This window comes from Petrotoga mexicana DSM 14811, from assembly GCF_002895565.1.
Taxonomy (GTDB): domain Bacteria; phylum Thermotogota; class Thermotogae; order Petrotogales; family Petrotogaceae; genus Petrotoga; species Petrotoga mexicana.
Genome location: NZ_AZRN01000006.1, coordinates 55,302 through 78,294, shown reverse-complemented (window position 1 = coordinate 78,294; position 22,993 = coordinate 55,302). Strand labels below are relative to the sequence as shown.

At 31.7% G+C, this 22,993-nt stretch carries 21 protein-coding genes and 1 tRNA gene; 15 read left to right on the top strand and 7 right to left on the bottom strand.

The features are described from left to right. Window positions 1–22 precede the first annotated feature (22 nt). The 15 genes from X927_RS02380 (at window position 23) to X927_RS02310 (ending at window position 16,271) form a co-directional block, all read left to right on the top strand. Window positions 23–814: a hypothetical protein gene (locus X927_RS02380; RefSeq protein ID WP_103076510.1), complete on the top strand. Its 792-nt coding sequence runs from the start codon at window positions 23–25 to the stop codon at window positions 812–814. Beyond that, entirely contained in the window at window positions 804–1,946 is a 1,143-nt protein-coding gene (gene hemW / locus X927_RS02375; RefSeq protein ID WP_169925098.1) for a radical SAM family heme chaperone HemW, read from the top strand. The genes X927_RS02380 and hemW overlap by 11 nt, the downstream gene beginning before the upstream one ends. 13 nt (window positions 1,947–1,959) lie before the next feature. Next, entirely contained in the window at window positions 1,960–2,469 is a 510-nt protein-coding gene (locus X927_RS02370; RefSeq protein ID WP_211287791.1) for a deoxycytidylate deaminase, read from the top strand. Between the two features lie 36 nt (window positions 2,470–2,505). After that, window positions 2,506–3,339 carry a 2-oxoacid:ferredoxin oxidoreductase subunit beta gene (locus X927_RS02365; protein WP_103076508.1) on the top strand — a complete coding sequence of 278 codons (834 nt, stop codon included), beginning with the start codon at window positions 2,506–2,508 and terminating at the stop codon, window positions 3,337–3,339. Beyond that, the gene (locus tag X927_RS02360; protein WP_103076507.1) at window positions 3,336–3,947 is read left to right on the top strand and encodes a 2-oxoacid:ferredoxin oxidoreductase subunit gamma family protein; all 612 of its coding nucleotides are present in this window, start codon (window positions 3,336–3,338) and stop codon (window positions 3,945–3,947) included. The genes X927_RS02365 and X927_RS02360 overlap by 4 nt, the downstream gene beginning before the upstream one ends. Beyond that, window positions 3,940–4,395, top strand: coding sequence for a diacylglycerol kinase family protein (locus X927_RS02355; protein ID WP_103076506.1), 456 nt, complete (start codon window positions 3,940–3,942; stop codon window positions 4,393–4,395). Before X927_RS02360 ends, X927_RS02355 begins: the two co-directional genes overlap by 8 nt. 57 nt (window positions 4,396–4,452) lie before the next feature. Then, window positions 4,453–5,478 (top strand): protein-glutamate methylesterase/protein-glutamine glutaminase, encoded by a 1,026-nt coding sequence (locus X927_RS02350; RefSeq protein ID WP_425440361.1) that lies wholly within the window; start codon window positions 4,453–4,455, stop codon window positions 5,476–5,478. Then, window positions 5,475–6,842: an N-acetylmuramoyl-L-alanine amidase family protein gene (locus tag X927_RS02345; RefSeq protein ID WP_103076504.1), complete on the top strand. Its 1,368-nt coding sequence runs from the start codon at window positions 5,475–5,477 to the stop codon at window positions 6,840–6,842. Before X927_RS02350 ends, X927_RS02345 begins: the two co-directional genes overlap by 4 nt. A 197-nt stretch (window positions 6,843–7,039) precedes the next feature. Next, window positions 7,040–9,664 carry an O-antigen ligase family protein gene (locus X927_RS02340; RefSeq protein ID WP_103076503.1) on the top strand — a complete coding sequence of 875 codons (2,625 nt, stop codon included), beginning with the start codon at window positions 7,040–7,042 and terminating at the stop codon, window positions 9,662–9,664. Then, a complete protein-coding gene (locus X927_RS02335; protein ID WP_103076502.1) occupies window positions 9,664–9,915 on the top strand; it encodes a hypothetical protein in 252 nt (83 codons plus the stop codon). The genes X927_RS02340 and X927_RS02335 overlap by 1 nt, the downstream gene beginning before the upstream one ends. Before the next feature lie 43 nt (window positions 9,916–9,958). Beyond that, window positions 9,959–12,304, top strand: coding sequence for an ATP-dependent DNA helicase RecG (gene recG / locus X927_RS02330; RefSeq protein ID WP_103076501.1), 2,346 nt, complete (start codon window positions 9,959–9,961; stop codon window positions 12,302–12,304). A 36-nt stretch (window positions 12,305–12,340) separates the two neighbouring features. Beyond that, window positions 12,341–13,240, top strand: coding sequence for a prolipoprotein diacylglyceryl transferase (gene lgt / locus X927_RS02325; RefSeq protein WP_103076500.1), 900 nt, complete (start codon window positions 12,341–12,343; stop codon window positions 13,238–13,240). Then, window positions 13,241–14,203, top strand: a complete 963-nt coding sequence (locus tag X927_RS02320) for a calcium/sodium antiporter (protein WP_103076499.1) — start codon at window positions 13,241–13,243, stop codon at window positions 14,201–14,203. A gap of 10 nt (window positions 14,204–14,213) precedes the next feature. Next, window positions 14,214–15,050: a hypothetical protein gene (locus X927_RS02315; RefSeq protein ID WP_146026563.1), complete on the top strand. Its 837-nt coding sequence runs from the start codon at window positions 14,214–14,216 to the stop codon at window positions 15,048–15,050. 18 nt (window positions 15,051–15,068) lie between these two features. Beyond that, window positions 15,069–16,271: an alkaline phosphatase gene (locus X927_RS02310; RefSeq protein WP_169925097.1), complete on the top strand. Its 1,203-nt coding sequence runs from the start codon at window positions 15,069–15,071 to the stop codon at window positions 16,269–16,271. A 188-nt stretch (window positions 16,272–16,459) separates the two neighbouring features. Here the strand turns inward: X927_RS02310 and X927_RS02305 are convergent, their stop codons facing one another. The 7 genes from X927_RS02305 to X927_RS02275 all read right to left on the bottom strand — a co-directional run bounded on the left by X927_RS02305 (window position 16,460) and on the right by X927_RS02275 (window position 22,979). Then, the gene (locus tag X927_RS02305) at window positions 16,460–17,008 is read right to left on the bottom strand and encodes an RsmD family RNA methyltransferase (RefSeq protein ID WP_103076496.1); all 549 of its coding nucleotides are present in this window, start codon (window positions 17,006–17,008) and stop codon (window positions 16,460–16,462) included. A 52-nt stretch (window positions 17,009–17,060) separates the two neighbouring features. Further along, window positions 17,061–17,136, bottom strand: a tRNA-Gly gene (locus X927_RS02300). Window positions 17,137–17,210: 74 nt separating this feature from the next. After that, window positions 17,211–18,305: a tetratricopeptide repeat protein gene (locus tag X927_RS02295; RefSeq protein WP_146026562.1), complete on the bottom strand. Its 1,095-nt coding sequence runs from the start codon at window positions 18,303–18,305 to the stop codon at window positions 17,211–17,213. A 32-nt stretch (window positions 18,306–18,337) separates the two neighbouring features. Next, a complete protein-coding gene (locus tag X927_RS02290) occupies window positions 18,338–20,692 on the bottom strand; it encodes an esterase/lipase family protein (protein WP_103076494.1) in 2,355 nt (784 codons plus the stop codon). A gap of 68 nt (window positions 20,693–20,760) precedes the next feature. Then, window positions 20,761–21,627 (bottom strand): polyprenyl synthetase family protein, encoded by an 867-nt coding sequence (locus X927_RS02285; protein WP_103076493.1) that lies wholly within the window; start codon window positions 21,625–21,627, stop codon window positions 20,761–20,763. 27 nt (window positions 21,628–21,654) lie between these two features. Next, on the bottom strand, window positions 21,655–22,173 hold the full coding sequence (locus X927_RS02280) for a bifunctional nuclease family protein (RefSeq protein WP_103076492.1): 519 nt from the start codon (window positions 22,171–22,173) through the stop codon (window positions 21,655–21,657). Window positions 22,174–22,202: 29 nt separating this feature from the next. Further along, on the bottom strand, window positions 22,203–22,979 hold the full coding sequence (locus tag X927_RS02275; RefSeq protein WP_103076491.1) for a lysophospholipid acyltransferase family protein: 777 nt from the start codon (window positions 22,977–22,979) through the stop codon (window positions 22,203–22,205). Between the last annotated feature and the right edge of the window lie 14 nt (window positions 22,980–22,993).

The following is a 22,993-nucleotide window of genomic DNA, read 5'->3' as shown; positions in this document are numbered from 1 at the left end:
AATCACCACGAGGTGATGAACCTTGAGAAAATTGTATTTTATCTGGTTTTTTATGTTTATTTCGACAGTAATCTTATCTTATGTAGGTTACACTCCTTTTGAACCAGAGATAGAGAATAAAGGAGCAACCTTTTCACTGTCCACGTCATCTTTTGAAGATTTTGGATTAGAGATCGGTTATTCCGATTACAACTCTTTATATATAGAAAATAAAATCTTTAACAGGACGATAAAATTGAAAAGTGGAGAATCTTTTTTTAAAATGTTTGTAAATGTACCAGTATACAACAGTGAATTTGGTGTGGGATACGAGTACAAACTTGAAAATAATTTTTTAGGAGTTTTGACAGTAAAAAATTTTCAAAGAGTTGAGGTTAAAAATGTCGACCACGATATATATAACTTCATTCAAGCTAAGTTCAATGCCCCTTCATATGCTATAGGAAATCTATTTCTTTTTAACAATAAAAATATGAATCTATTTGAAGTAAAGGCTCAAATATTTAGGCCTGTAGAAATACCTATTAGTTTAGGTTATTCAAATGGTTTGTATTTAAATATTCCTCTTGTTAACCTAGATAGTTACTATGTAGATACGATAGACATAGGAGCATCACTGATACAACAAAAATGGTATCCAAATATTGGATTCTCAATTCCTGTGAATGTATTCGGTCAACAGTTGCATCTTGGTACAAGAATAGCTTTTGGTCAAGACTTTTTTTACGAATTTTATCTTTATAATGAAAATCTTAAGTTGCCTCTACTTTTTTCGTTCAACGAAAAAGGAGGAAGTTTGTTTTTTGAATTCTAATTATATTGCAGTATATTTACACATACCTTTTTGTGTGAAGAGATGCCTTTATTGTGATTATGTGTCTACAACTGATTTTTCCTTAAAAGAAGAATATTTTAATGCATTATACAAAGAAATCGCTTGGAAAGGTGAAAAATTAAAAGATAGGAAGGTTAGAACGGTTTATTTTGGAGGCGGAACCCCATCTTTTGTTGAGAAAGAATTTATTTTGCAAACCTTTCGTTCATTACAAGAACATATGGATCTATCTGATTTAGAGGAATTCACGATAGAGGTAAATCCCGAAAGTGTTGATGAGAAAAAAGTACAACTTTACAAGGAAATTGGGATTAACAGAATATCTATGGGGTTCCAAAGTACTTCTGATAAGATATTAAAAACCGTAGGAAGAGCCCATGATTTTAATAAAGGGTTAGAATCTTATGAACTTTTGACATCTTTTTATGATAATATAAATGTGGATTTTATTCTTGGATTACCTTATGAAAATTTTGAGACGGTTAATAGTAATTTAGAGTTTATAGAAAAGATGAAACCCTCTCATATTTCTTATTATTTATTGGATTCTTCACACAATACTCCTTTAAAACATTTTCTTGAAATCAAGGAAATGAAACTTCCGGAAGATGACTTAGTAGATGAACTTCTTGATTATATCTATGATCAATTGGAAAAATTAGAATATAACAGATATGAAATTTCAAGTTGGTCCCTACCCAACAAAGAATGTATTCACAATCAATTTTATTGGTATAACTTAGATTATGTAGGATTTGGGGTTTCTGCAGGAGGGCATATCAACAACGAGAGATATGTGAATACCTCAGATGTTAAAGCGTATATTACAAAATTAAACGATGATGAACTTCCATACGATACAAAAAATGTGAATGATGAGTTTACTGAATTGTTAGAGACCCTTTTTATGTCTTTGAGACTAACAAGAGGAATAACTTATGACTCTTTGGTAAAAAGGTTTTCTAAAAGTTTGGTTGATAATGTCTTAAATCAGACAAAAAATAATTTGGACGGGTATATATCTATTGATGATTCTATTAAATTAACTACAAAAGGCTTAAATTTTTCAAGGTATGTTTTTGAGAAGTTATTAGAGATATCTTCAATTTAAGGGAGGCTTTTTCTTGGGTAAGAAGGACGAAGTTGAAAGTTATTTGAAAAATAAAAATTTTAATGATCCCAATTTATTCAAAGAAAGGAAAGACTGGGACAAATATTTTATGGAAGTGGCGGATTTGGTAAGTAAAAGGTCTACCTGTTTGCATAGAAAGGTTGGAGCCGTAATAGTAAAAGAAAAAAGGATCTTAGCGACTGGTTACAATCAACCACCATCTGGTTTTCCTCACTGCGATGATATAGGTTGTATAAGAGACGACTTAGGTATAAAAAGTGGAGAAAACCAAGAAATTTGTTACGGTCTTCATGCAGAACAAAATGCCTTGATGCAAGCCGCTAAATTTGGGATTAGTACTGATAACGCATCAATTTATATCACGCATCAACCTTGTTCCGTATGTGCCAGGTTGATAATAAATGCCGGCATCAAGAAGGTTTATTATAGAGAAGGCTATCCAGATAGTCTAACACAATTGTTTTTTAATACGTGCAACATACAAACAAAAATTATCGAATGATCAAAATCAAATACCAAGGTTGAAAGGTGGGATAAAATGCCTATAGAGAGATATTTTAAGTATTTAAGAAAAGACAGAATGACTCATGTGTGGTGTCCCGGATGTGGTAATGGAATAATAATGAAAAATTTTGTGGAAGCAGTGGATAATTTAAGTTTAGATAAAAACAAGGTGGCAGTTATATCGGGAATAGGATGTTCTTCAAGAGTGACTGGGTACCTTGATTTTAACACTATGCACACACTCCATGGAAGGGCTGTTGCCTTTGCAACTGGAGTTAAATTAGCAAAACCAGAGTTTAATGTGGTAGTAATGGGAGGAGATGGAGATATACTAGCAATAGGTGGGAATCATTTCATTCATGCTTGCCGTAGAAATATGGATCTAACAGTTATTATCTTCAACAATTCTATTTATGGCATGACAGGCGGACAATATTCCCCTGAAACTCCTACTGGAACCTACGCTTCAACTTCTCCTTATGGGAATTTAGAAAACAATTTTGATGCAGTTAATCTTGCAATAACTTCTGGTGCCACTTACGTCGCTAGATCCACCGTTTTTCATTACATGTTATCAGTTAAATACATAGAAAACGCCTTAAAACACAAAGGTATGTCAGTTGTTGAGATAGTCACAAATTGTCATACTTATTATGGAAGATACAACAAAATGACAAGCCCTACTCAAATGTTGCAATATTTCAAAGATAACTCTGTTATGTTGAGCAAAGCCAAAAATATGAATGAAAATGACTTGAAAGATAAGATAATAATAGGTGAATTTCTGAATGTTGAAAAAGAAGGCTACATTGATAGGTATGAAAAATTAAGGAAAAAATTGGTTTCACAGGAGGTATCACCGAAATGAGTAGTTTAATAAGTACGCCTAATTCGGTGAGATTCAGCGGAGAAGCCGGTCAAGGTAACATCTTAATGGGAATAATATTTGCAAAAGCACTGGTAAAAGAAGGATTTTGGGTTGTTCAATCTCAACATTATGGTGCACAGGTGAGAGGTGGACTTTCTTATTGTGATGTGCTCTTTGATCAAGAACCTATAGATTATCCCGAGGCTAAAAATTTTGATATATTGTATTTGATGCATAATGTTGGTTTAAATCATATTGGGAATCTCAAAAGAAATGGTATTTTATTCTACGATGAAAAATTTGTTGAAAATATACCCCAGTATGTAGAAAGAATCACCAAAAAAATAATCAAAGTTCCAGCTTCACAAATAGCTATAGAAGAATTATCAAACAAAAATGTGGCAAATATGATAGGGTTAGGGGTTCTTTGCTCAGTAACTCAGATAATAAGTTTGGAAAGTCTTATAGAAGAAGTCAAATCGAACGTATCAAAAAATTACATAGAAATTGATGAAAAAGCCATCAAAATTGGCTATGATTTATGCAAAAAAAGGTATCCGTTAGAGTCAACTAAAATGTATAAAAAATTAGGGAAAGGTTATGAATAGAAATAATGAAAACAGGAGTCTAAAAAGTAGTTTTTCTTATGCTTTGAAAGGGCTCATCGAAATTTATAAATCTCAAAGAAATTTTAGAATACAAAGTTTAATAGGACTAATAGTATTAATTGTTGCTATTTTTGCCAACTTAACTGAAGTTGAGTTTATACTTTTAATATTCACAGTTATGCTAGTGTTGATTATGGAAACAGTGAATACCGTAGCAGAGAAACTGTTGGATTTTCTTCATCCTTTTTATAGCTCTTCAGTAAAGATAATTAAGGATGTTTCTGCTGCATCGGTTTTTATAACTTCTATCTTCGCAGTTGCAATTGGAATAATTATCTTCGGTCATGCTTTTTTCAATCTGAACCCTAAATATGGTATAATTTTAGCAATAGTTTTTTTGCTTTTTTTGAATTTATGTGGCTTTATATATAAAAAAACAGAAAAATAATGAGGAGGAAGATACTTGGATCAAATAAGGGTCTTAATAGTTGATGACTCAGCCTTCATGCGAATGGTCCTAAAAGATATTATAGACAAGGAACCTGACATGAAAGTAGTTGGATTAGCCAAAGATGGAATTGAAGCGGTAGAAAAAGCTTTGTCTTTAAATCCAGACGTGATTACTTTAGATGTTGAAATGCCTAAAAAAAACGGGCTCGATGCTTTAAGTGAGATAATGTTAAAATCTCCAACAAGAGTTATTATGGTAAGCAGTTTGACTTCAAAAGAAGCCTCTATTACAATAGAATGTTTAGAAAAGGGAGCTTTTGATTTCATTCAAAAACCGGCTGGAAGTACCTCTTGGACTATAAGAGACGTTCAAGATGAATTGCTGATAAAGATAAGAGAAAGTATGAATGTCTCTATCGAAAAATTGAAAAGTATCCATTTTGTTGGAAGCAAGAAGATAAAGAAAAGTGCAAGAGTAAATATATTGGGAGAAAAAGTTGTGTTGATAGCAAGTTCAACGGGAGGACCTCGTTCTTTAGATGTTATAATTCCGCAACTACCTGAAAATTTGAATGTTCCAATAATTATTGTTCAACACATGCCGGCAGGTTTCACAGCTTCTTTAGCTTATAGATTGGATAAAATTTCAAATTTGAAGGTAAAAGAAGCTGAGGAGGGAGAATTTTTACAAAAGAATGTTGTATACATTGCTCCAGGGGATTTTCATTTGGGTTTAAAACAGGAGGACCATAAAATAAAGTTGTTTTTAGATAAAAGCGATAAAATTAATAATGTACGACCTTCTGCTGATTTCACTTTTGATCTGGCTGCTGAAATTTTTAAAGAAAACTCATTGGCAGTTATTCTGACAGGAATGGGAAGAGACGGTGCGAAAGGGGCATTTAAAGTTAAACATTACGGTGGAAAGGTTATAGCAGAGTCGAAAGAAACTTCCGTGGTTTATGGAATGCCAAAAATTGTTGCCCAAGAAGGTTATGCGGATTTTGTTCTTCCAAATTACGATATTGCAGAAAAGATATTAGAAATTTTAACTGATCAATCAAGGGGGATAAAAAGATGAATAAAAGGGTAATTCAGCTGTTAATAATTTTTGGCTTTTTATTTCTCTCTTTTACTACCTTTGCAAAAACGCTTTATTTTCAATGGAGAGAGGTAGATCCGGCTTACTATTTTGAAGATGGAGAAAATCTATATGTTAGTTTAAAAGTTATTTCTGAAAAGAGTGGAAGAACTTTAGATGTATATAACGATACTTTGATTTACGTAAAAGACAGCAAATGGAACGTTTTTATTTTTCCCCAGAATAGTTTAGCAATTATTAACAGCACCGAATCCATTCGTTTCGATCCAAATGATCTAAAAGTGGTTGATGGAGAAATTTATATAACTACAGAGTTGATAACGAAGTTGAGCAACTTAGAACTCATTTCTAATGATTCTTCTGTTTACTTGAATCTGCCACTAACTCAAGTAAGTTCAATAAAAACGATCATACAAAAAACTGATGCCAGAATAATAATAGAGCTTTCTTCAAGCCCTGAAGATGTTGGAATATACCCATTAGTTAATAAATCCGGATATTTAATTAAGATAAAAGGTGCCGAAATTCCTGATTCTTATTACTATGAAGAATACAACAACAAGATCAATTACATAAAGGCATATCACTATTCACCAACAGAAGTTTGGATACAAGTAAAACTGAACAACTCCGCTGATTTGGAAGAATTAATTGAAGAAAATAGAATAATATTAGACCTTTCTTTTAAAGATACAATCACCTTGCCTGTTTTGGTCTTGGATCCAGGTCATGGAGGGATAGATCCGGGAGCTGTTGGTCCTAACCAAACTTTTGAAAAAGACATTGCTTTAAAAGTAGCAAAAAGAGCTCAAGAACTTTTGAAACCTTACAGTATTAACGTTTATCTGACTAGAACAAACGATGTATACGTTGATTTACACGATAGAGCAGTTTTTTCTAATGAAAAAGGTGCAGATTTATTCATTAGTTTACACTTGAATGATTATCCTCAAGATTCTTCAGTTTACGGATCAGAGGTTTACTATTTTGATTTTTCAGAAAGCGCATATGCAAGAAGAATAGCCTACCGGGAAAATTTAGATTTGAATACTGATAAAAATCTTATAGAAACATGGGTGACGGATAAAGAAAACAGTCTAGATGAAAGTGAGAAGTTTGCCAATATATTGGCAAGTTATTTGAATGTAAATGGGGTTAAATTTAGGGGCGTTCATACGGCGGAGTTCGCTGTTTTGGCTTATACTAGGAGTCCCGCAGTTTTATTTGAAATGGAATTTATCAGTAATCCTCAAGTAGTAGATGAATTTACGAATGGGGACTATGTGGAAGTTTTTGCAGAAATTATTAAAAACGCAGTTATTGACTTTTTTGGTCTAAAATAATACATTGGGGGTTAATCCCCGGACATTGGAGTTTAACCCCCAAACCCCAAGTTTCAAAGTTCGTTTTAATTGTTTGATTTGCAAGAAGCGGCAAACAAAGGCTTGGGCCTTTGAAGACCAAAGGCCCAAGAACATTTAAATTTATTTTGATTAATTGGTTCGCACAAACCGGCGAACCACAAAGGAGGTTAATTTATTTGCAAGAGAAGGCAAAAATTCCTACTGATATATTGATTTTTCTTGTTTTGTTTGCTTTAATACCTTTTTTAATGGTACCCAATTTGGTTTATGAGTACTCTACTCAAAAACATTTGGTTTTTTCTTTATTCATGGTTTTTATTTTAATTTATTATTTGTTTAAATACTTTTCTAAACCTATTTCAATAAAGTTCACTTATCCACACATTTTTTTATCTTTTTTCAGTATTTCTGCCTTTTTATCTTTGATATCAGTTTACATAGAGAATAAATATTACCTACCTACGTCAGCTGGAGTAGCCTTCTACATAGTGCTTATTGCTTTTTTTTCGTATGTAGTTACAACGCGTTTTGGGAAGGATTTTAAATTCATCGAATATGGTCTTTTTATTTTTATGGTTACGGGAACTGTTATAGCCATAGATGGGCTTTTGAACAAGTTTTTAGGCTTTGATTTGTTCTTTGGTAAGTATGGAGACCCTTCTCAAAGAATAGCCTTAAGAACGACTATCGGGAACCCTAATTTTGTTTCAGACTATTTGGCACAGCTATTACCAATTTCTATATATTTTACTTTGAGAAAGAATACGAGTATCTACATTAGAATATATGCTTTAGCGAATGTTTTTATAATGTATTGGGTTGTTTTGTTAGCACAAACTCGTTCTATTTATCTTGCCACCTTTGTTGGATTAGGATTCACTATAATATCTTTTCTCATTTCCAATAAAAAAGATACCTTGAAAAATTATGTAAAAAGTAAAGAGTTTAAAATATGGATAATTCTGGTTTTATCTGTTTTAGCCTTTTTATTCCTTATGTTTAATTTTGAAACGCCATTCAACAGGGGTGGAGAGGTGATAGCGGCAGACCGCTTCGCAGCTATGGCTTCTGTTTCTTCTTGGGATGAAAGAAGTTTGTCCTGGCTCTCCGCTGTAAAACAATTTGCAGATGAGAATCATAAAAACCATTTTATAATCGGAAGTGGAATAAATACATATCCCGTTTATGCAGTTCATTACCTAGCTGAGGTACAAGCGGAAAATCCTGAGAGATTTTTATATGCATGGAATAACTTCAAAAGAGCTCACAACGATTATCTACAAGTGTTGGGAGAGACAGGTATTTTAGGTTTCTCTTCAATATTGTTAATGCTCGTAAGTTTAATGGTGATATACTTTAAAGTTCTAAAACTTGAAAAAGATGATGACAACAAGAGCCTTTTATTCCCCTTATTTGGATGGAGCGCCGCAGTCATGGCAATCCATGCATTCACAGAGTTTGCATTTCACATGCATCCAAACCTTATATTAAGTGTATTTATCCTCTCAAGTGCTGTATCAGAACAGTTCAATTCACATGTGAAAAGCTTTAATATCAAAAATAGTCAGGTTGTGATTATTCCTTTAGTTTTGGTTGGAATAGTGGCGTCGTATTACAAAATAAACGAAGTTACATCAGAAGCTTTTTTCGTTAAAGGAAATCGTGAATACAATTCAATGGTATCTCTTATTAACGCTACTGAAAGTCAAATACCAAATATTATAAGCCAACTTGAAGCTCAAAAATCCAGTCTTCAAAAACAATTGATGAATTACACTCCAGGGAGTGTGAATTTTCAAAGGATAACTCAAAGTATAAACCAGATAGACACACAGATAGAAGATTATAAAAATATGCAGTTATCATACGAGAATAGAGCAGAACAAAGCTATAAGAATGCCTTTGAATATTTCCAGAAATCATTAAAATGGAATCCGAATTTCGGCAAATCGGCATTTTACCTGTCTCAACTTTTGACGTCTAGCATTCGGCAGAATTCCCTTACTTATGAAGATTTACCTAAAATATTTGAAAAAGAAATCGACGGTTACGATTTTATGATCGAAGAGTTCGAAGGTGCAATGGATTTAATGCCATTTCCTGATAATATTTTAAGAGACACCGTAGAACCGATTTATTCCACCGATACAAACAACAACGCCAAACAAATTACTTTAAAAATTCAAACCCTATACGATGGAATAAATCAGTTGGAATATTCATATTTATCATTCAATGAAAAGAATGCCTATAGATTAATAGGCAGAATATATTATAACATCGTAATTCTATACGAACAGCTAAAGGATTACATTCCACTAGATAAGTTAAAGACAGTAGAAAAACTTCAAGACGAGGCTTACAATAATTTTCATCATTGGGAGCAGCAAGCTATATACATCCTTCCTGGGGGTTGGAATAGGTTTCCTGAATGGGAAGATGTTTATTATGAATATTTGCTGTTAACCGTAAGGCTGATAAATATATATCCACAAGATGAATTAATAAACAAAATAGTTTTCATTACTCAAAAAGAGGGAGAAGCAGATTATTACATGGCCCAAAAATCTAGAGGGATACCAGATAGTTCATTAAAATTGTTATCTGAGTTATATTCAACTTTGAGAGATGAAAATTTAAAAAATCAACTAGTAGAAAACATTGTTAGCAATTATAAAGCTGTTTATAACTATTACAAGAGTTTAAAAGAAGAAGGATCACCCAATTATTCTAGATATCAAGATAGAATCGAAAGTTTCTTCAGTGATTACGAATTTTTCACAAGAAGGATGGTAAAGTAATGATCAAAGTAATGACGTTTTTGTTGTTGATATCTTTGAGTTGGTTTTTGATTGTATTTTCTGCTTATTTGAAAATAAACTCTTATGGATACACACTTGAAGGTAGCCTGAAGGATTTCTACGTTGAAAATTCTTCTTTGATGAAAGTTATACCTTTTATAGAAGATGACCAAATTGAAGAAGCTGAATTGAATGGATATGAAATTTATAAGAAAGATAAGAAAATCATTATAAAAAAAGTTATAGAGTAACTTTGGAAAATATTTTTTCAAAGAATAGGAGTTTTCAAGAGCAATGATTGAAGAAGTTATAAATTCTTTTGATTATGTAGTTCAATTGAAAGAAAAGGGAATGATAACTTGGGAAGAGATCTTCCCAAGTTTTTATAGCATCGCAAAAAATAATTTCAAAATAATTAAAGAAAATGGCCTTTTGGAAGATGTTAAGAAGATTCTGGCTTATATAAAACCTCTTGAAACATTGCCAGAAAAACGCAAGGAAAAACGTCTAGAAGGTTTAAAAGACTCTTTAAAGATTTTAAAAGAGCGGTATTTAGTTGATGAAGTCTCAGTAAAACCAGAAAAAAAATTGGCGCCACTCACCGATATAAAATATATAAAAAAGGTAGGAGCGAAAAGGGCCTTAATTTTAAATAAATTAGGTATTTATTCATTAAAAGATTTCTTTTACTATCCACCTCGGGATTACGAAGACAGAAGAAAGGTTGTTAAAATATTCAACGCCAAAGAGAATGAAAAAGTCGTAATAATAGGAAACGTAGTGAAAAGTGAAGAAGTAAAAATAAATAAGGGTTTAACTATTTACAACTTTTCAGTGGAAGATGACACTGGGGTCATAATTGTTACTTTTTTCAACCAGGATTATGTTAAATCTTATTTAAAAAGAGGTGTGAAGTCTGCTTTTTATGGGAGGATAGAGTATTCATATGGTATGAAACAGATGAAGTCTCCAGATTTTCAAGTGATCAAAAGTGAGGAGGATTTCAAAAGAGAAATTCTGCCAGTTTATCCATTGACGTCTGGTATCTTCCAAACAATTATGCGAAAAATAGCAAAAGAAGCTATTCAACAGACATATTTTTTAGAGGAATTTTTACCTGAAGAATTCGTTCAAGGGTTCAACTTATTAGATTTGAAAAAGCGAATAAAAGGAATCCATTTTCCTTTAAGCATTTATCATAAAGAAAGGGCTTGGTACTCTTTAAAATACGAAGAGGCAATTTTATTTGAGTTAGCAATGATCTATCTGAAATTAAAGATGAAAGAAGTGAAAAAAGGTGAGAAGAAGGAGATAAAAGGAGAATTATCAAAAAAATTTCTCAAGACTTTAAATTTTGAACTCACTCAAGCCCAAAAAAGAAGTTATGAGGAAATTAGAAAAGATTTAATTTCTCCATATCCTATGAACAGACTTTTACAAGGGGATGTTGGTTCTGGTAAAACCGTTGTTTCAGAACTAGCGATTATAGATGTTTGTGAATCTGGTTATCAAGCGGCGGTTATGAACCCCACCTCTGTTTTATCAAAACAACAGTTTAAAAGACTATCAAAAGATTTAGAGTCGTTAGGTTTAAAAGTAGCTTTGTTAACGGGAGATACCAAGGAAAGCGATAAAGTATTAATTAAAGAAAAGTTAAAGACAGGAGAAATTAATGTTGTAGTTGGTACCCATGCAATTATTCAACAAGATGTAGAATTTAAAAAACTAGGGTTGGTGGTTATTGATGAACAACATAGATTTGGAGTGAATCAAAGACTGGAACTCATTAAAAAAGGGAATCATCCTGATATTTTGGTTATGACTGCTACTCCTATTCCTAGAACTTTAGCAATGACTTTTTATGGTGACTTAGATGTTAGCTTAATTGATGAAATGCCTAAAGGAAGAAGGCCTATTAAAACAATACTTGTAGCTGAATCCAACAGGAAAAGTTTGTATGAGTTCGTTAAAGAAGAATTAGATCAGGGGAATCAAGTTTTTTTCGTGTATCCTTTGATAGAAGAATCTGAAGCCTTAGAATTAAAAAACGCGATAAGTATGTATGAAGAGTTAAATAAAGTATTTGAAAAATATAAAGTGGGACTTTTACATGGGAGGCTTTCATCTTCAGAAAAAAATGACGTTATGGACAAATTTGTTCAAAAAGAATATGATATATTAGTTTCGACATCGGTAGTAGAAGTGGGGATAGATATCCCTGATGCAACGGTAATGGTCATAGAACATCCGGATCGTTTTGGATTATCTCAATTGCATCAGCTCAGAGGAAGAGTGGGCAGAAGTGATAAACAGTCTTATTGCTTTTTAGTAATAGATGATGATGCCAACAATGAGATAAAAAGTAAAATGAACTCCTTTTCTAAGACGTTAGATGGTTTTGAAGTAGCAGAAATTGACTTAAAATGGAGGGGACCAGGCAAATTCTTTGGAGTGGAACAGCATGGGATGCCGGAATTTAAATTTTTAGATTTAGTCGAAGATATGAATATTATAGAAAGTTCAAGAAAAACGGTAGAACTTTTTTTATCTTCTATCCAAAGTTTCGATAGATATCCTAATTTAAAACACGAATTGCAAGCAAGATATGGAGATTCAATACATTTGGTCAATGTACTATAGAGATTTTTAGTTTTGGAAGGCTTTAGGAGGATGAATATGAAAAAGGATAAAGTCTTTTTAAACACTTTGTGGGTTTCGATAACCTCTTTTTTAGTTATTTGTATAGTTGTTTTACCAAAGAGTTTTTCTGGGGAATGGTATTTCAGTCCAGTTTTAGTTACGGTTGGTCCATTAGAAATAAGATGGTATGGACTGTTAATCGCTTCATCGATACTGTTGGCAACATTTATTGCTCAGAAAGAAGCTGAAAGAGAAAAAATAAACGAAGACGATCTTTTCACCGCAGTTTCTTTGGGAATTATATTTGGTATTATAGGAGCAAGATTATATTATGTTCTTTTTAATTTTGAATACTTCTCTCGAAATCCTTCAGAAATTTTTAAGATATGGCATGGAGGAATGGCTATACATGGAGCGATACTGGCTGCTTTTTTAGTAGTTTTTTTGTATACGCAGTTGAAAAAAAAATGTACCTTTACCTTCCTGCAAGGGTTAGATTTATTCACTTTTGTTTTACCGTTAGCTCAAGCTATTGGAAGATGGGGCAATTTTTTCAACCATGAAGCATATGGTTCACCGACAAATCTTCCATGGAAGATGTACATTTCTTTACCTGATCGAATGCCAGGGTATGAAGCCTATGAATATTTTCATCCAACATTCTTATATGAATCTGCCTGGAATTTGTTAGTATTTCTAATATTGTTTTATTTTATTAGAAATAAGAGAAAAACATATGGAGAAGTCACCGCTCTGTATTTAATTCTTTATTCTATCGGGCGAATCCCGATTGAAAGGTTAAGAACGGATAGTCTCTACATTGGGGATTTTCGCGTTGCAGTAGTTATAAGCTTAATATTGATAGTATTAGGTTCTTTGCTTTTTGTATACCTAAGAAACAAAAGAGAAATCGTTGAAAAAAGGAGTGAATATTGATTGATAAATATTCTATTAATAGCTTTAGGTATTTTTCTCTTAATAAGAGGGGCAGATAGGTTAATAGAAGGAGCCCTTGGATTAACAAGAAAAGTAGGTGTTTCTGAGCTGTTTGCAGGTTTGACGGTGGTGGCATTTGGTACCAGTGCGCCTGAATTAGTTGTTACAATTTCTTCGTCAATAAAAGGGGCTAGTGTAGGATTAGGAAATGTTCTTGGATCCAACGTCGCGAATATTGGATTAATTTTAGGAATCTCTTTTTTAATCTCCCCAACAAAAGTTCAAAAATCTACAGTAAATATAGAAATGCCTTTTTTGGTTATTATTTCAGTGGTTATATTTGCAATGATAATGGAAGGGAATAGTGTTTTAACTAGATACGATGGTATGATACTGATAACTTTTTTGCTTATTTTTATGGCTTATCTCTATTATATGGCAAAAAATGATCAACAAATGAGGAAACAACTTGTCGAAAGCGACGAAATGAAAAAAGTCGAAAAGGAAGAGTCTTGGGCTAAAATAATTACTTTCTCTGCCTTAGGATTGGTTATGTTGATAATAGGAGGAGAATTGACGGTAAACAATTCAGTTATATTTGCTAAAAATATTGGAATCTCAGAATCTTTGATAGGGGTAACTATAGTTGCGATTGGGACTTCTCTTCCGGAATTAGTTACCGCTATTGTTGCAGCGATCAAACATTCAGATGATATAGTGATGGGAAATATAGTTGGTTCTAATACATTCAACGTCGCTGCCATACTGGGTATATCAGCACTGATAAATGGCGCCAAGGCAGATAGACCGGTTACTTTTGATGTTTCTTATGGGCTGTTACTGGCATTGGTCTTGTTGCTTGGTACGATGATGAAAAAAGATAGAAAAGTTGGAAGAGGTTTAGGTTCCATACTATTTTCTTTGTATGTAATCTACATAATAATTAGTATAAGAATTGGATAATTTTTAAAGTGTGAAGAAAGGAATTAAGATGGGCATCGATAATAAGAAAAAGACTTTACTTGTCATTTTTGCTTTATTTCTATTTTTTTTCTTTTATCCGGTTACTTTAGTTGATGAAGAAGATAACAATATTAGAATTTTTTCAACTGGGTTAACAAAGGTAATTTTCTATGATGACATTCAATATACCTTTAAAGAGAAAACTATCTTTTTTTACGAAGAAATACCTTTTGAGGAGTTTATTTTGTTAAATGTACAAAACGGATTTTTGCTACGTCAAAATGGAGATTCTTTAGTTCAAAAACAGAGCAACGATTCGTCGGCAATGGTTTATTTAAAAAACAAAAATACTCTTTATCACCTTGATAATGTTTTCTACAACGAAAAATGGTTAGAGAATTGGATTGTTGAATCTAAAGATTTTTTGGAAAATGTTTCAGAGATCGATGAACCCTTGTATATTCTTTATATGAATCAAAGTAGGTCTTTTCAAGTTTTGCCAAGTGTTTACGTTGTTGATTCTATCAAGGATTTAGTTCATGAGTTATCTCATTATTTTTTCGGTTACAAGGTGAAAACCTCCCCAAAGGATACTTGGCACGAAATCTTAGCAGAAACCAATTCATTATTGTTTCTTAGAGAGGTTTCTTCAGAGCAGTATTTTGAAGAACTTGAACTAAAAAAAACAGGTTTTTATGATGAGCCTTATGGAGAAAGTGTAATATCCTTCATGGAAAGATTGGATTTTGACAAAGAAAAAATATTTGATATAGAAAGATATATTTTAAATAATTTTGATAGATTAGATGATAAAAGTTTTGAAAATTTATTTGAAAACATTAATTAAACAATGAAGGTGTTAAAAGTGAAAAAAATTTTGTTGGTTTTTCTCATTACTCTTTTAGTTTATCTTTCTTTTTCATTTGACTATGTTTTTTTGTTTATAGCTGATGGAATGGGAATTCCACACATGCAGTTATCTAATATGTATAAGCAATATTTATACACAGATCAACTACACATCCTAGAATTACCTTACTATGGAATGGTTGAAACTTCTTCGATGAATGGTGTAACGGATTCAGCAGGAGCCATAACAGCAATTTTATCTAAAGAAAAAACCTACAACGATAGAATAAACATTAATCCTGATGATGAAAAAATACTTCCCATTACTTATGAACTAAAAAAACAAGGGTACAAAATTGGTGTCATAACAACCAACACCATCATTGATGCTACCCCTGCGGGTGCTTATGCTTTCGTTGAAAATAGAAAAGATTACCAAAAGATAACGCAAGATCTTTTAGAAAGTAATTTTGATCTTTTCATAGGGGGAGGAAAAGCTTATCTTAAGGATAGCAACACAAAAGAGTACGGATATTTTTACACAGAAACACTTGATAGGATTCCGTCTCTTGATGATGAAATTGTTATGTTATATTATGGGAATTTCCCCTTTTTAACGGATGATCCAAACAGAGTAACGTTAGAAGAAACGTTAAATTATGCATTGAGTAAATTTAATGGTTCTCCTTTTTTCATTTTAATAGAAGGGGGAAGAATCGATCACGCTGCACATGCACATGATACTTATTCAATGATAAACGAAATATTAGATTTTGACAAGGCAGTGAAGGTTGCTATCGATTTTTATAAGCAATATCCTCAAGATACCTTGATCATAGTGACTGCAGATCATTCAACGGGTGGGTTGAGTTTAGGTGATGGTTTTTTAGCTCTTAATAAGTTTCAACCCAGTGCTTTTTCTTATGAAAAGATGATAAGTACATTTAACCAATCTAAGAATTATGAAGAGTTTCAAGAAAAATTAGGGTTAAAACTTGATTTAGAAAAAGAATTTTACTATACAAAGAATTCAGGAAAAAATGTAAGTTATCAATCGTCTGTGGTTAGAAGTTTTTATGATGTATTAAACGATCCTGTAGGTGTAAATTGGGGCACTTTTGGACATACATTAGATTATGTACCTCTTTTTTCCAACGTTCCCTTTGATAAAAATATAATATCAAATAATGAGATTTTTTCAATTTTTGAGATTTATTGACTTAAATGGAGTTAAACGGCTTTAATCGCTATTAATTGAAAGTAATTGCCTATAATTGGGTTTTGAGAAAAAAATTTCATGATGTATAATATCTCTACAGAGCACTTTTGTAGGTTACCCTCCCTCCTGGAGTGTTCTGTCCCCGGAAGAATTCATTTCCAAATTAGGGCCTTATTAAGGCCCTTTTTTTAAGATTTAAAAAAGATTAGAATTTCAATATCACCGTAATCTCTTACTTCTTCCCTAATCAAATTTTTGGGTATATAATCAATTTTTTCATTTTTATGTTTTTCAATAATGATATAGCCCCCTTTTCTAATTAAAGATATATTTGAATCTATGAATTTCAAAAACTCTTGGACATAATGATTATTAAATGGTGGATCAGCAAATATGTAATCAAACTGTTCGGCTGAAAGTTTTGTAATAGATTTTCTAAAATCTGATTTTATAACTTTTATATTACTTAGTACCCCTAAAGATTCAGCGTTTTTTAAAATCGAGCTCACCGCTTTAGACGAAATATCCACCATTGTGGAGCTTTTTGCCCCATTACTTAAAACTTCAAAACTCATTATGCCGCTACCTGCAAAAAACTCCAAAAAGTTAGCACCTGAAAAATCAAAAATGCTCATTAAAGCCCTTCTTAAAGTAGCTGGCGTGTATCTTGTCCTACGATCATCAACTGTTTCTATAGTAATATTCTTAAATTTGCCACTTTCAATCTTCAAAGCCATCTTTACACCTCATTCAAACAAAAAAGGAGCTTCATTTAGCCCCTTTCATTTTTGGAGCGGATGACGGGACTCGAACCCGCGACTCCCAGCTTGGGAAGCTGGAGCTCTACCAACTGAGCCACATCCGCATCTGACATTCTTTACTTTTGATCAAATATATTATACCAATAATTATAAAGAAAATCAATATTTCATATTTTGATTATATTTTTTCCTTGTTAACATCATAAAATAATTTATGAAAGAATTTTTGTAAATTATTTTGAGAAAGTTTTTTTGTTTCTAATTCCTTAATTATATCAAATAAGTCATTATCTAGATCATCTTCAAATGATAATTCTTTTTCTTCTTTTTCCATTATCGAAGAAAAGTTATTTTTTATCTCAGAATCAGGTTTTATAGCATCTTCCAAGTGAGAATATTCTTCTTGGTTTTTTTCATTACTTTCCTCTTCAAGAGTATCTGCTTCTTGAATGCTATTTTTTTCACCATTACCTTCTAACTCATTTAGAATTTCCTCTATCTCTTCAAGGTTTGATTCTTTTAAGATATCGTTTATATCTTTATCAAGTTTGTTTTCAAGGTTTTCTATCTCATTTAGTTTTCCTTCCTTGGGACCTTTCGATACGTTATTTTCATTTGGAGAAACATCTTCATTTGAAGTTATCCCTATAAGTTTTTTTAAAGGGGATGATACTTTCCAAACTTTTTTTATGTGTGGTTCATCAAATTGGTCTATTGTTTTGTATTTGATTTCTTGGGTTTCAACTTTGTCTATATTGGTTAGTATTTTCAAATCATTTAACTCATTTTCTTTTTTTTCAAAAGAGACATGTTTACGTATCAAAAAAACGGTAAAAAATGAGGCCGCCAAGGAAATAACAAATATTATTAACATTATAGTAAAAAAGGTTAAAAAATTAAAATTTTGCTGTTCTTTTTCAGGAGATTGAGTATTGTTGATTTTTAGATTTGAAGCGTCGAAAGCATCTGATTCGGAGGGTAAAGATTCAATAACTCTTAGAGCTTCATCCACAATAGGAATATCCTTAAATGGCTGCAAATATATTTTAGCTGTAGCGTAATCTTTGTTGTGAAATGCAGATAACCCTAAATACAATTTTATATCGGGTATTTCACTTTCTAATCTAGGTGATAGTTGCAAAGCTTCTTCAAAAAAATCTTGAGCCAAATCATATTGGGCATTTCTATAGTACTTTAAGCCATTCATATAGTATTCGTAGGCAACTTCGTAATTATCAGCAAATATCAACATTATTTGGAGCAGAATTATCAACAGAGTGAGTACTTTCTTAACGATGATTCACCTCACAAAGAAAATGTAATTATTTCAATTCGGTTATTTTTGGTGACTATCCATCCTTTGCCGTTTTTATCGATAAGGACATCAATTATGTGTCTTTCAAATCTTTGGAAAAAACCAGGAAAAGTAACTTCTTTTAAAAGTATGTAGCTCACATAATCTTTTCCGAAAACAAATAATTTATCATTAAATATTTGTAATTTTAATCTTCCTATATTTCCGTCTTCTATAAGTTGTAATCCATTTTTTGAACTATTCCAAAGAACTAATTTATAATTTGAAAATAAAATAAAATAATTGTTGTTATATAAAGCAAAATCAGTAATCTCCCCAAACTGAGTTTCTAAAACTTCTTGAATGGTGGAAGTATTTATTAATTCTACGACATCTTTATTTTGTAGTTTTGTTATTTTATCCTCAAAGATGACATATATTTCCCCATTTATTACTTTTAATGATATAAAATTGCTGCCTTGATTTATCAAGGAATCGTTGAGATAAACGTTACAATTGTTTGATTCATATTCTACACTTAAAAACCCTATATTTGGTAAATAGTAAATTTCGGTACCTTTAGAAGGTATTTCTGAATTAATTTTATCAATTTTGCCGTTTTCATTCAAAATGTATATACCATCAATGGTAGATATATAGTATTTGTTGTTAAATAGTAATCCTCCCATAATTTTGTTTGAAAATATTTTTTCTAGTTTGCTGTTGTAAATAGAATTAGGACTTTTAAAATAAATATTTTCTCCCACTGCAATAATGCTCAGTGTATCTTCATCTATTTCTCCTTGCTTCACTGGATTTAGTAAAATTGAACTTTCCTTATACTGTGATGGAAGGGTAAAAGACGAAATTATACTGGGGTGGGTATTTTTACTTTGGTCGCTAGAGCTGTTTCCGTCTTCAGTTTCGTATGTGTATTCGACAAAATTATCATCTTTAAAAGGCTCCACTGAATATGATGGGACAGATTCTTCTAAAAAATTAACTATTTCCTTTAAAACGTCAGGATCATTGTAAATTTCATAAAAGCTTTTTTTAGAATAATAAGTTTTTTCAATACCTTCTAAGTTGGCGCTGTCAACACTTACTATTCCATCTCCCTTTCCTTGCACAAATTCTGGATACAGTCTGGAAATATATTTGTTCGATAAGTCTTCCTCTATTTCAGGGTTATTACCAATAACCGATAAATATCTGATGTCATTTCTTATACCAAAAGAGTCTAACTTATTTAGAAACTCAGAGTCAGGAATAAGATCTTCATAGTACGAATTGATTTGATCTAGATAAGAACTGATTTGCAAGGTGATTTTTAATATTGCGCTATCTTCAACATTAAAGTATTGAGATAATATTTCCGTGTTTTTCCCGAAGAGCAAATTGAAAAAAAGAGGATTTGCGAGATTGCTTCCTTTGTTTGGAGTAGAAATGAGTACTAAATTTTCCACATTTTGAATTGTTTGACTGGACTCTAAAGCATATCGAGCAATTAATCCACCAATGCCATGTGCAATGATATCAAACTTTTTATTGGGAAATCTAGAAAGTTCTTGAGCGAGTCGCCTTCCTTCAAATTCTATATAGCTATTAATCCCTGTTCTTTCAACAAAACTAACAAAAGAATCATTGTAATTTTTGCTTCTTGTAGATGTCAATGGGTAATTGTAACTCCAAATGGTTCTATTTGGAAAAAGGGAGGACCAAAAAGATTGTGGATAGCCATTTTCAGGTATATTCATTACCTTTCCAAGGAAGTTAAGATCCGTTCCAGGAATTAAAATAATATCAGGTTCAAGAGTTGGGGGTGATTCTTTTATAACCTTGAGTCCACTAGATGATTCTTGTGGAGATTCAATGACTAGACCTATATAATTTACTTTAGTTATTTGGAATGTTTGTGCTTCTATGTAATACTCGTCCTCTATTTTTACTATTTTTTCCCCGCTGAATTCAGAGATAACAGGAGGATCTTCCTGTGTAATGTAAGCTAAGGAGAAATTAACGAAGTTATCTCCAAAGTAATTATCTTTTGGAATCCTGTATCTTACAGTAATTGGTAAAATAGAGGATTCATTACTTTCATCTGAGAAAGTAATTTTATATATCTCCCCATAAAAATTTTTGTAATTGATCAATTCTTGATATTCTGAAGAACTTCTATCTAAGACTTTAATGTCAATGTTTTTCTTTGAAGAAAAAGAAAAATCAGGTACAACTATTTGAATATTTGTAGAAGAAGGAGTTATCTTATTTGAAGGCCAAAAGATGTTTTTAAAAATGAGGGAAAAAACAAGTATCACAACAGCAATTACAATAATAAATAAAAGAATTTTGTATTTTTTTTCCATATATCTAATTTTATTTAAAAAGTTAAAAGGTTTGAATTTTATAACTCAGTCAACTCCTTTTTAGATTGTTAACTTGTTTCTATAGTCTTTCGAACTTCTTTCAAAATTATGGATAGTTCTTTTAGGTTAAGTTCTTCCAATTTTTGTAAAACACTTCTATAGATATTATCGGCAATTATTTGAGTTTCTTTATAGTTATAAAAATTTAAAAGAGTTTTTTTGTTTACATCTTTATTAGTTTCTTTTCCAATATCTTCTTCCGTAGTAAAGACATCTTTTATATCATCGAAAATTTGGAAAGAAACACCGAAATCAGTTCCTATTATATTCATTTCTTTAGCTAGCTGTACTTCTCCGTTTATTAAAAAGGGAGATGCAAAACAAAAGCCAAAAACTGCACCTGTTTTCTTCGAATACATTCCAAGAATTTCTTTTTCACTCACATCTCTATCTTCTTTTTCAAAGATTAAGTCTTCCATTTCTCCTTCAAACAATTTTAAAATGGTCTTTATAAAATAATTCATTAAAAGAAGTTTATTTCCTTCGTTTATATTATCTAAATTGGAAATAATCTGTAGTGGAAGAGTAAATCCATAATCTCCTGCTAGTATGGCTTTATATTCTCCAAACTTTAAATGGTTTGCGAGTCCTCCTCTTCTTAACTTTGCGTTGTCTAAGGCAGGTAGATCATCATGTATTAAAGATGAAGAGTGTAAAATTTCTATAGCTATCGCAATGTCCATTAAATTCTTTTTATTTGCGGAGGCTAGCTGCCCAAAGTTATATATAATCCATGGTCTTAGTCTCTTGCCTCCGTTTGCTATGTAATAAAACAATGGATTTTTTAAATGATTTCCCAGCTCCAAATTTTCGAAAAAATTCTTTATCTTCTTGTCAAAGAAATCTTTAAACTCTAATAATTTTAGAAATTCCATCAATTCACCTCGTGCTTTTAGAAAAAATTATTCGTCATCTTCATCTTCATCTTTATTTTTATTTTCGAACTTCCTTCTTAGCTCGTCTATATCGAAATTTTCAATATCTTGTCTGAATTCGCTTTCTTCTTCGGTGTTTATAAAAGAAGCTTCAATACCATGTTCGGTTACTATTTTTTCTTCTATGTAAATAGGTAAGTTATTTTTTAACGATAAGATTATACAATCCGAAGGCCTTGCATCGATATATATATCTTTAGAATCACTATCTTTCAGGACTAATTTAGCATAATAAATATCCTGCTTGAATTGGTCAATTTCTATCTTAATAGGTTTTGCGTTAAGTTGTTCGATGATATTTCCAATGAGATCGTGGGTTAAAGGTCTTTCAAAATCTTCATTCCTCAATATTAAAGCCAAAACACCAGCTTCACATGGTCCAATCCATATTGGTACAACAACGTTTGTATCTTCTACCTTTAAGAAAACTATTGGTGAATTTGAAACTTTATCTATTCCCATAGTAACATTGCTTACTTTTTTCATGGTTAAAAACCCCCTTTAAAAAACTGGAATTACGTTTTTGTTTCTTTCAAAGCCAGTTGAGGCTCAATTGTAACCTTTTCACTGATAATGCTTTTAAGACATTCTCTTAATTCCCCTTCACTAGCGAAAAGTTTTGGCTCAACTGGTTCGTGTATGAATAGATTAATATTCGAAGGCTTGATAAAGGCGCTTCCTTTTTTGCTCATTTTGATAGTTCCATCTATTGTGACAGGTAATATTTTTATATTATACCTAAAAGGTATCAAAAGAGTTCCCTTTTTAAATTCACCTACTTGTCCGTTTAAACTCCTTGTTCCTTCAGGAAAAAGGGTTATAATTTCTCCTGATCGAGATAATTTTGCGAACTTTTTAAGTGCTATAGCCCCACTTTTTACATTACTTCTATCTATTAAGATAGAACCAAGTTTTTTGATAAAACTTCCCAATATAGGAATCATAGAAAGCTCTTTTTTTGCTATAAAAGCTGTGGGATAAATATAACCTAAAATTAGGGGAATATCGAATATGCTTTGATGATTCGCTACTATTACATAAGGACCTTCTTGTGGTATATTTTCTTCGCCGAAAACCGAAATGTTGCTATTTAAAAATTTAAAAGTGACTCTTCCAAACCAAGATACGACTTTTCTAATATATTCTTGAGAGGCTTTGATCCCTTTCCGTTTTTCCAAGATATTAGCTTTTATCAACACATAACTTCCATATACAATCACAACCCCGAAAAATCCGATAATTAACCATATTGTGAAGAAGATCGCCTTTATTGTTTCTAATACCTTTTTCATCAACTGTCCTCCTT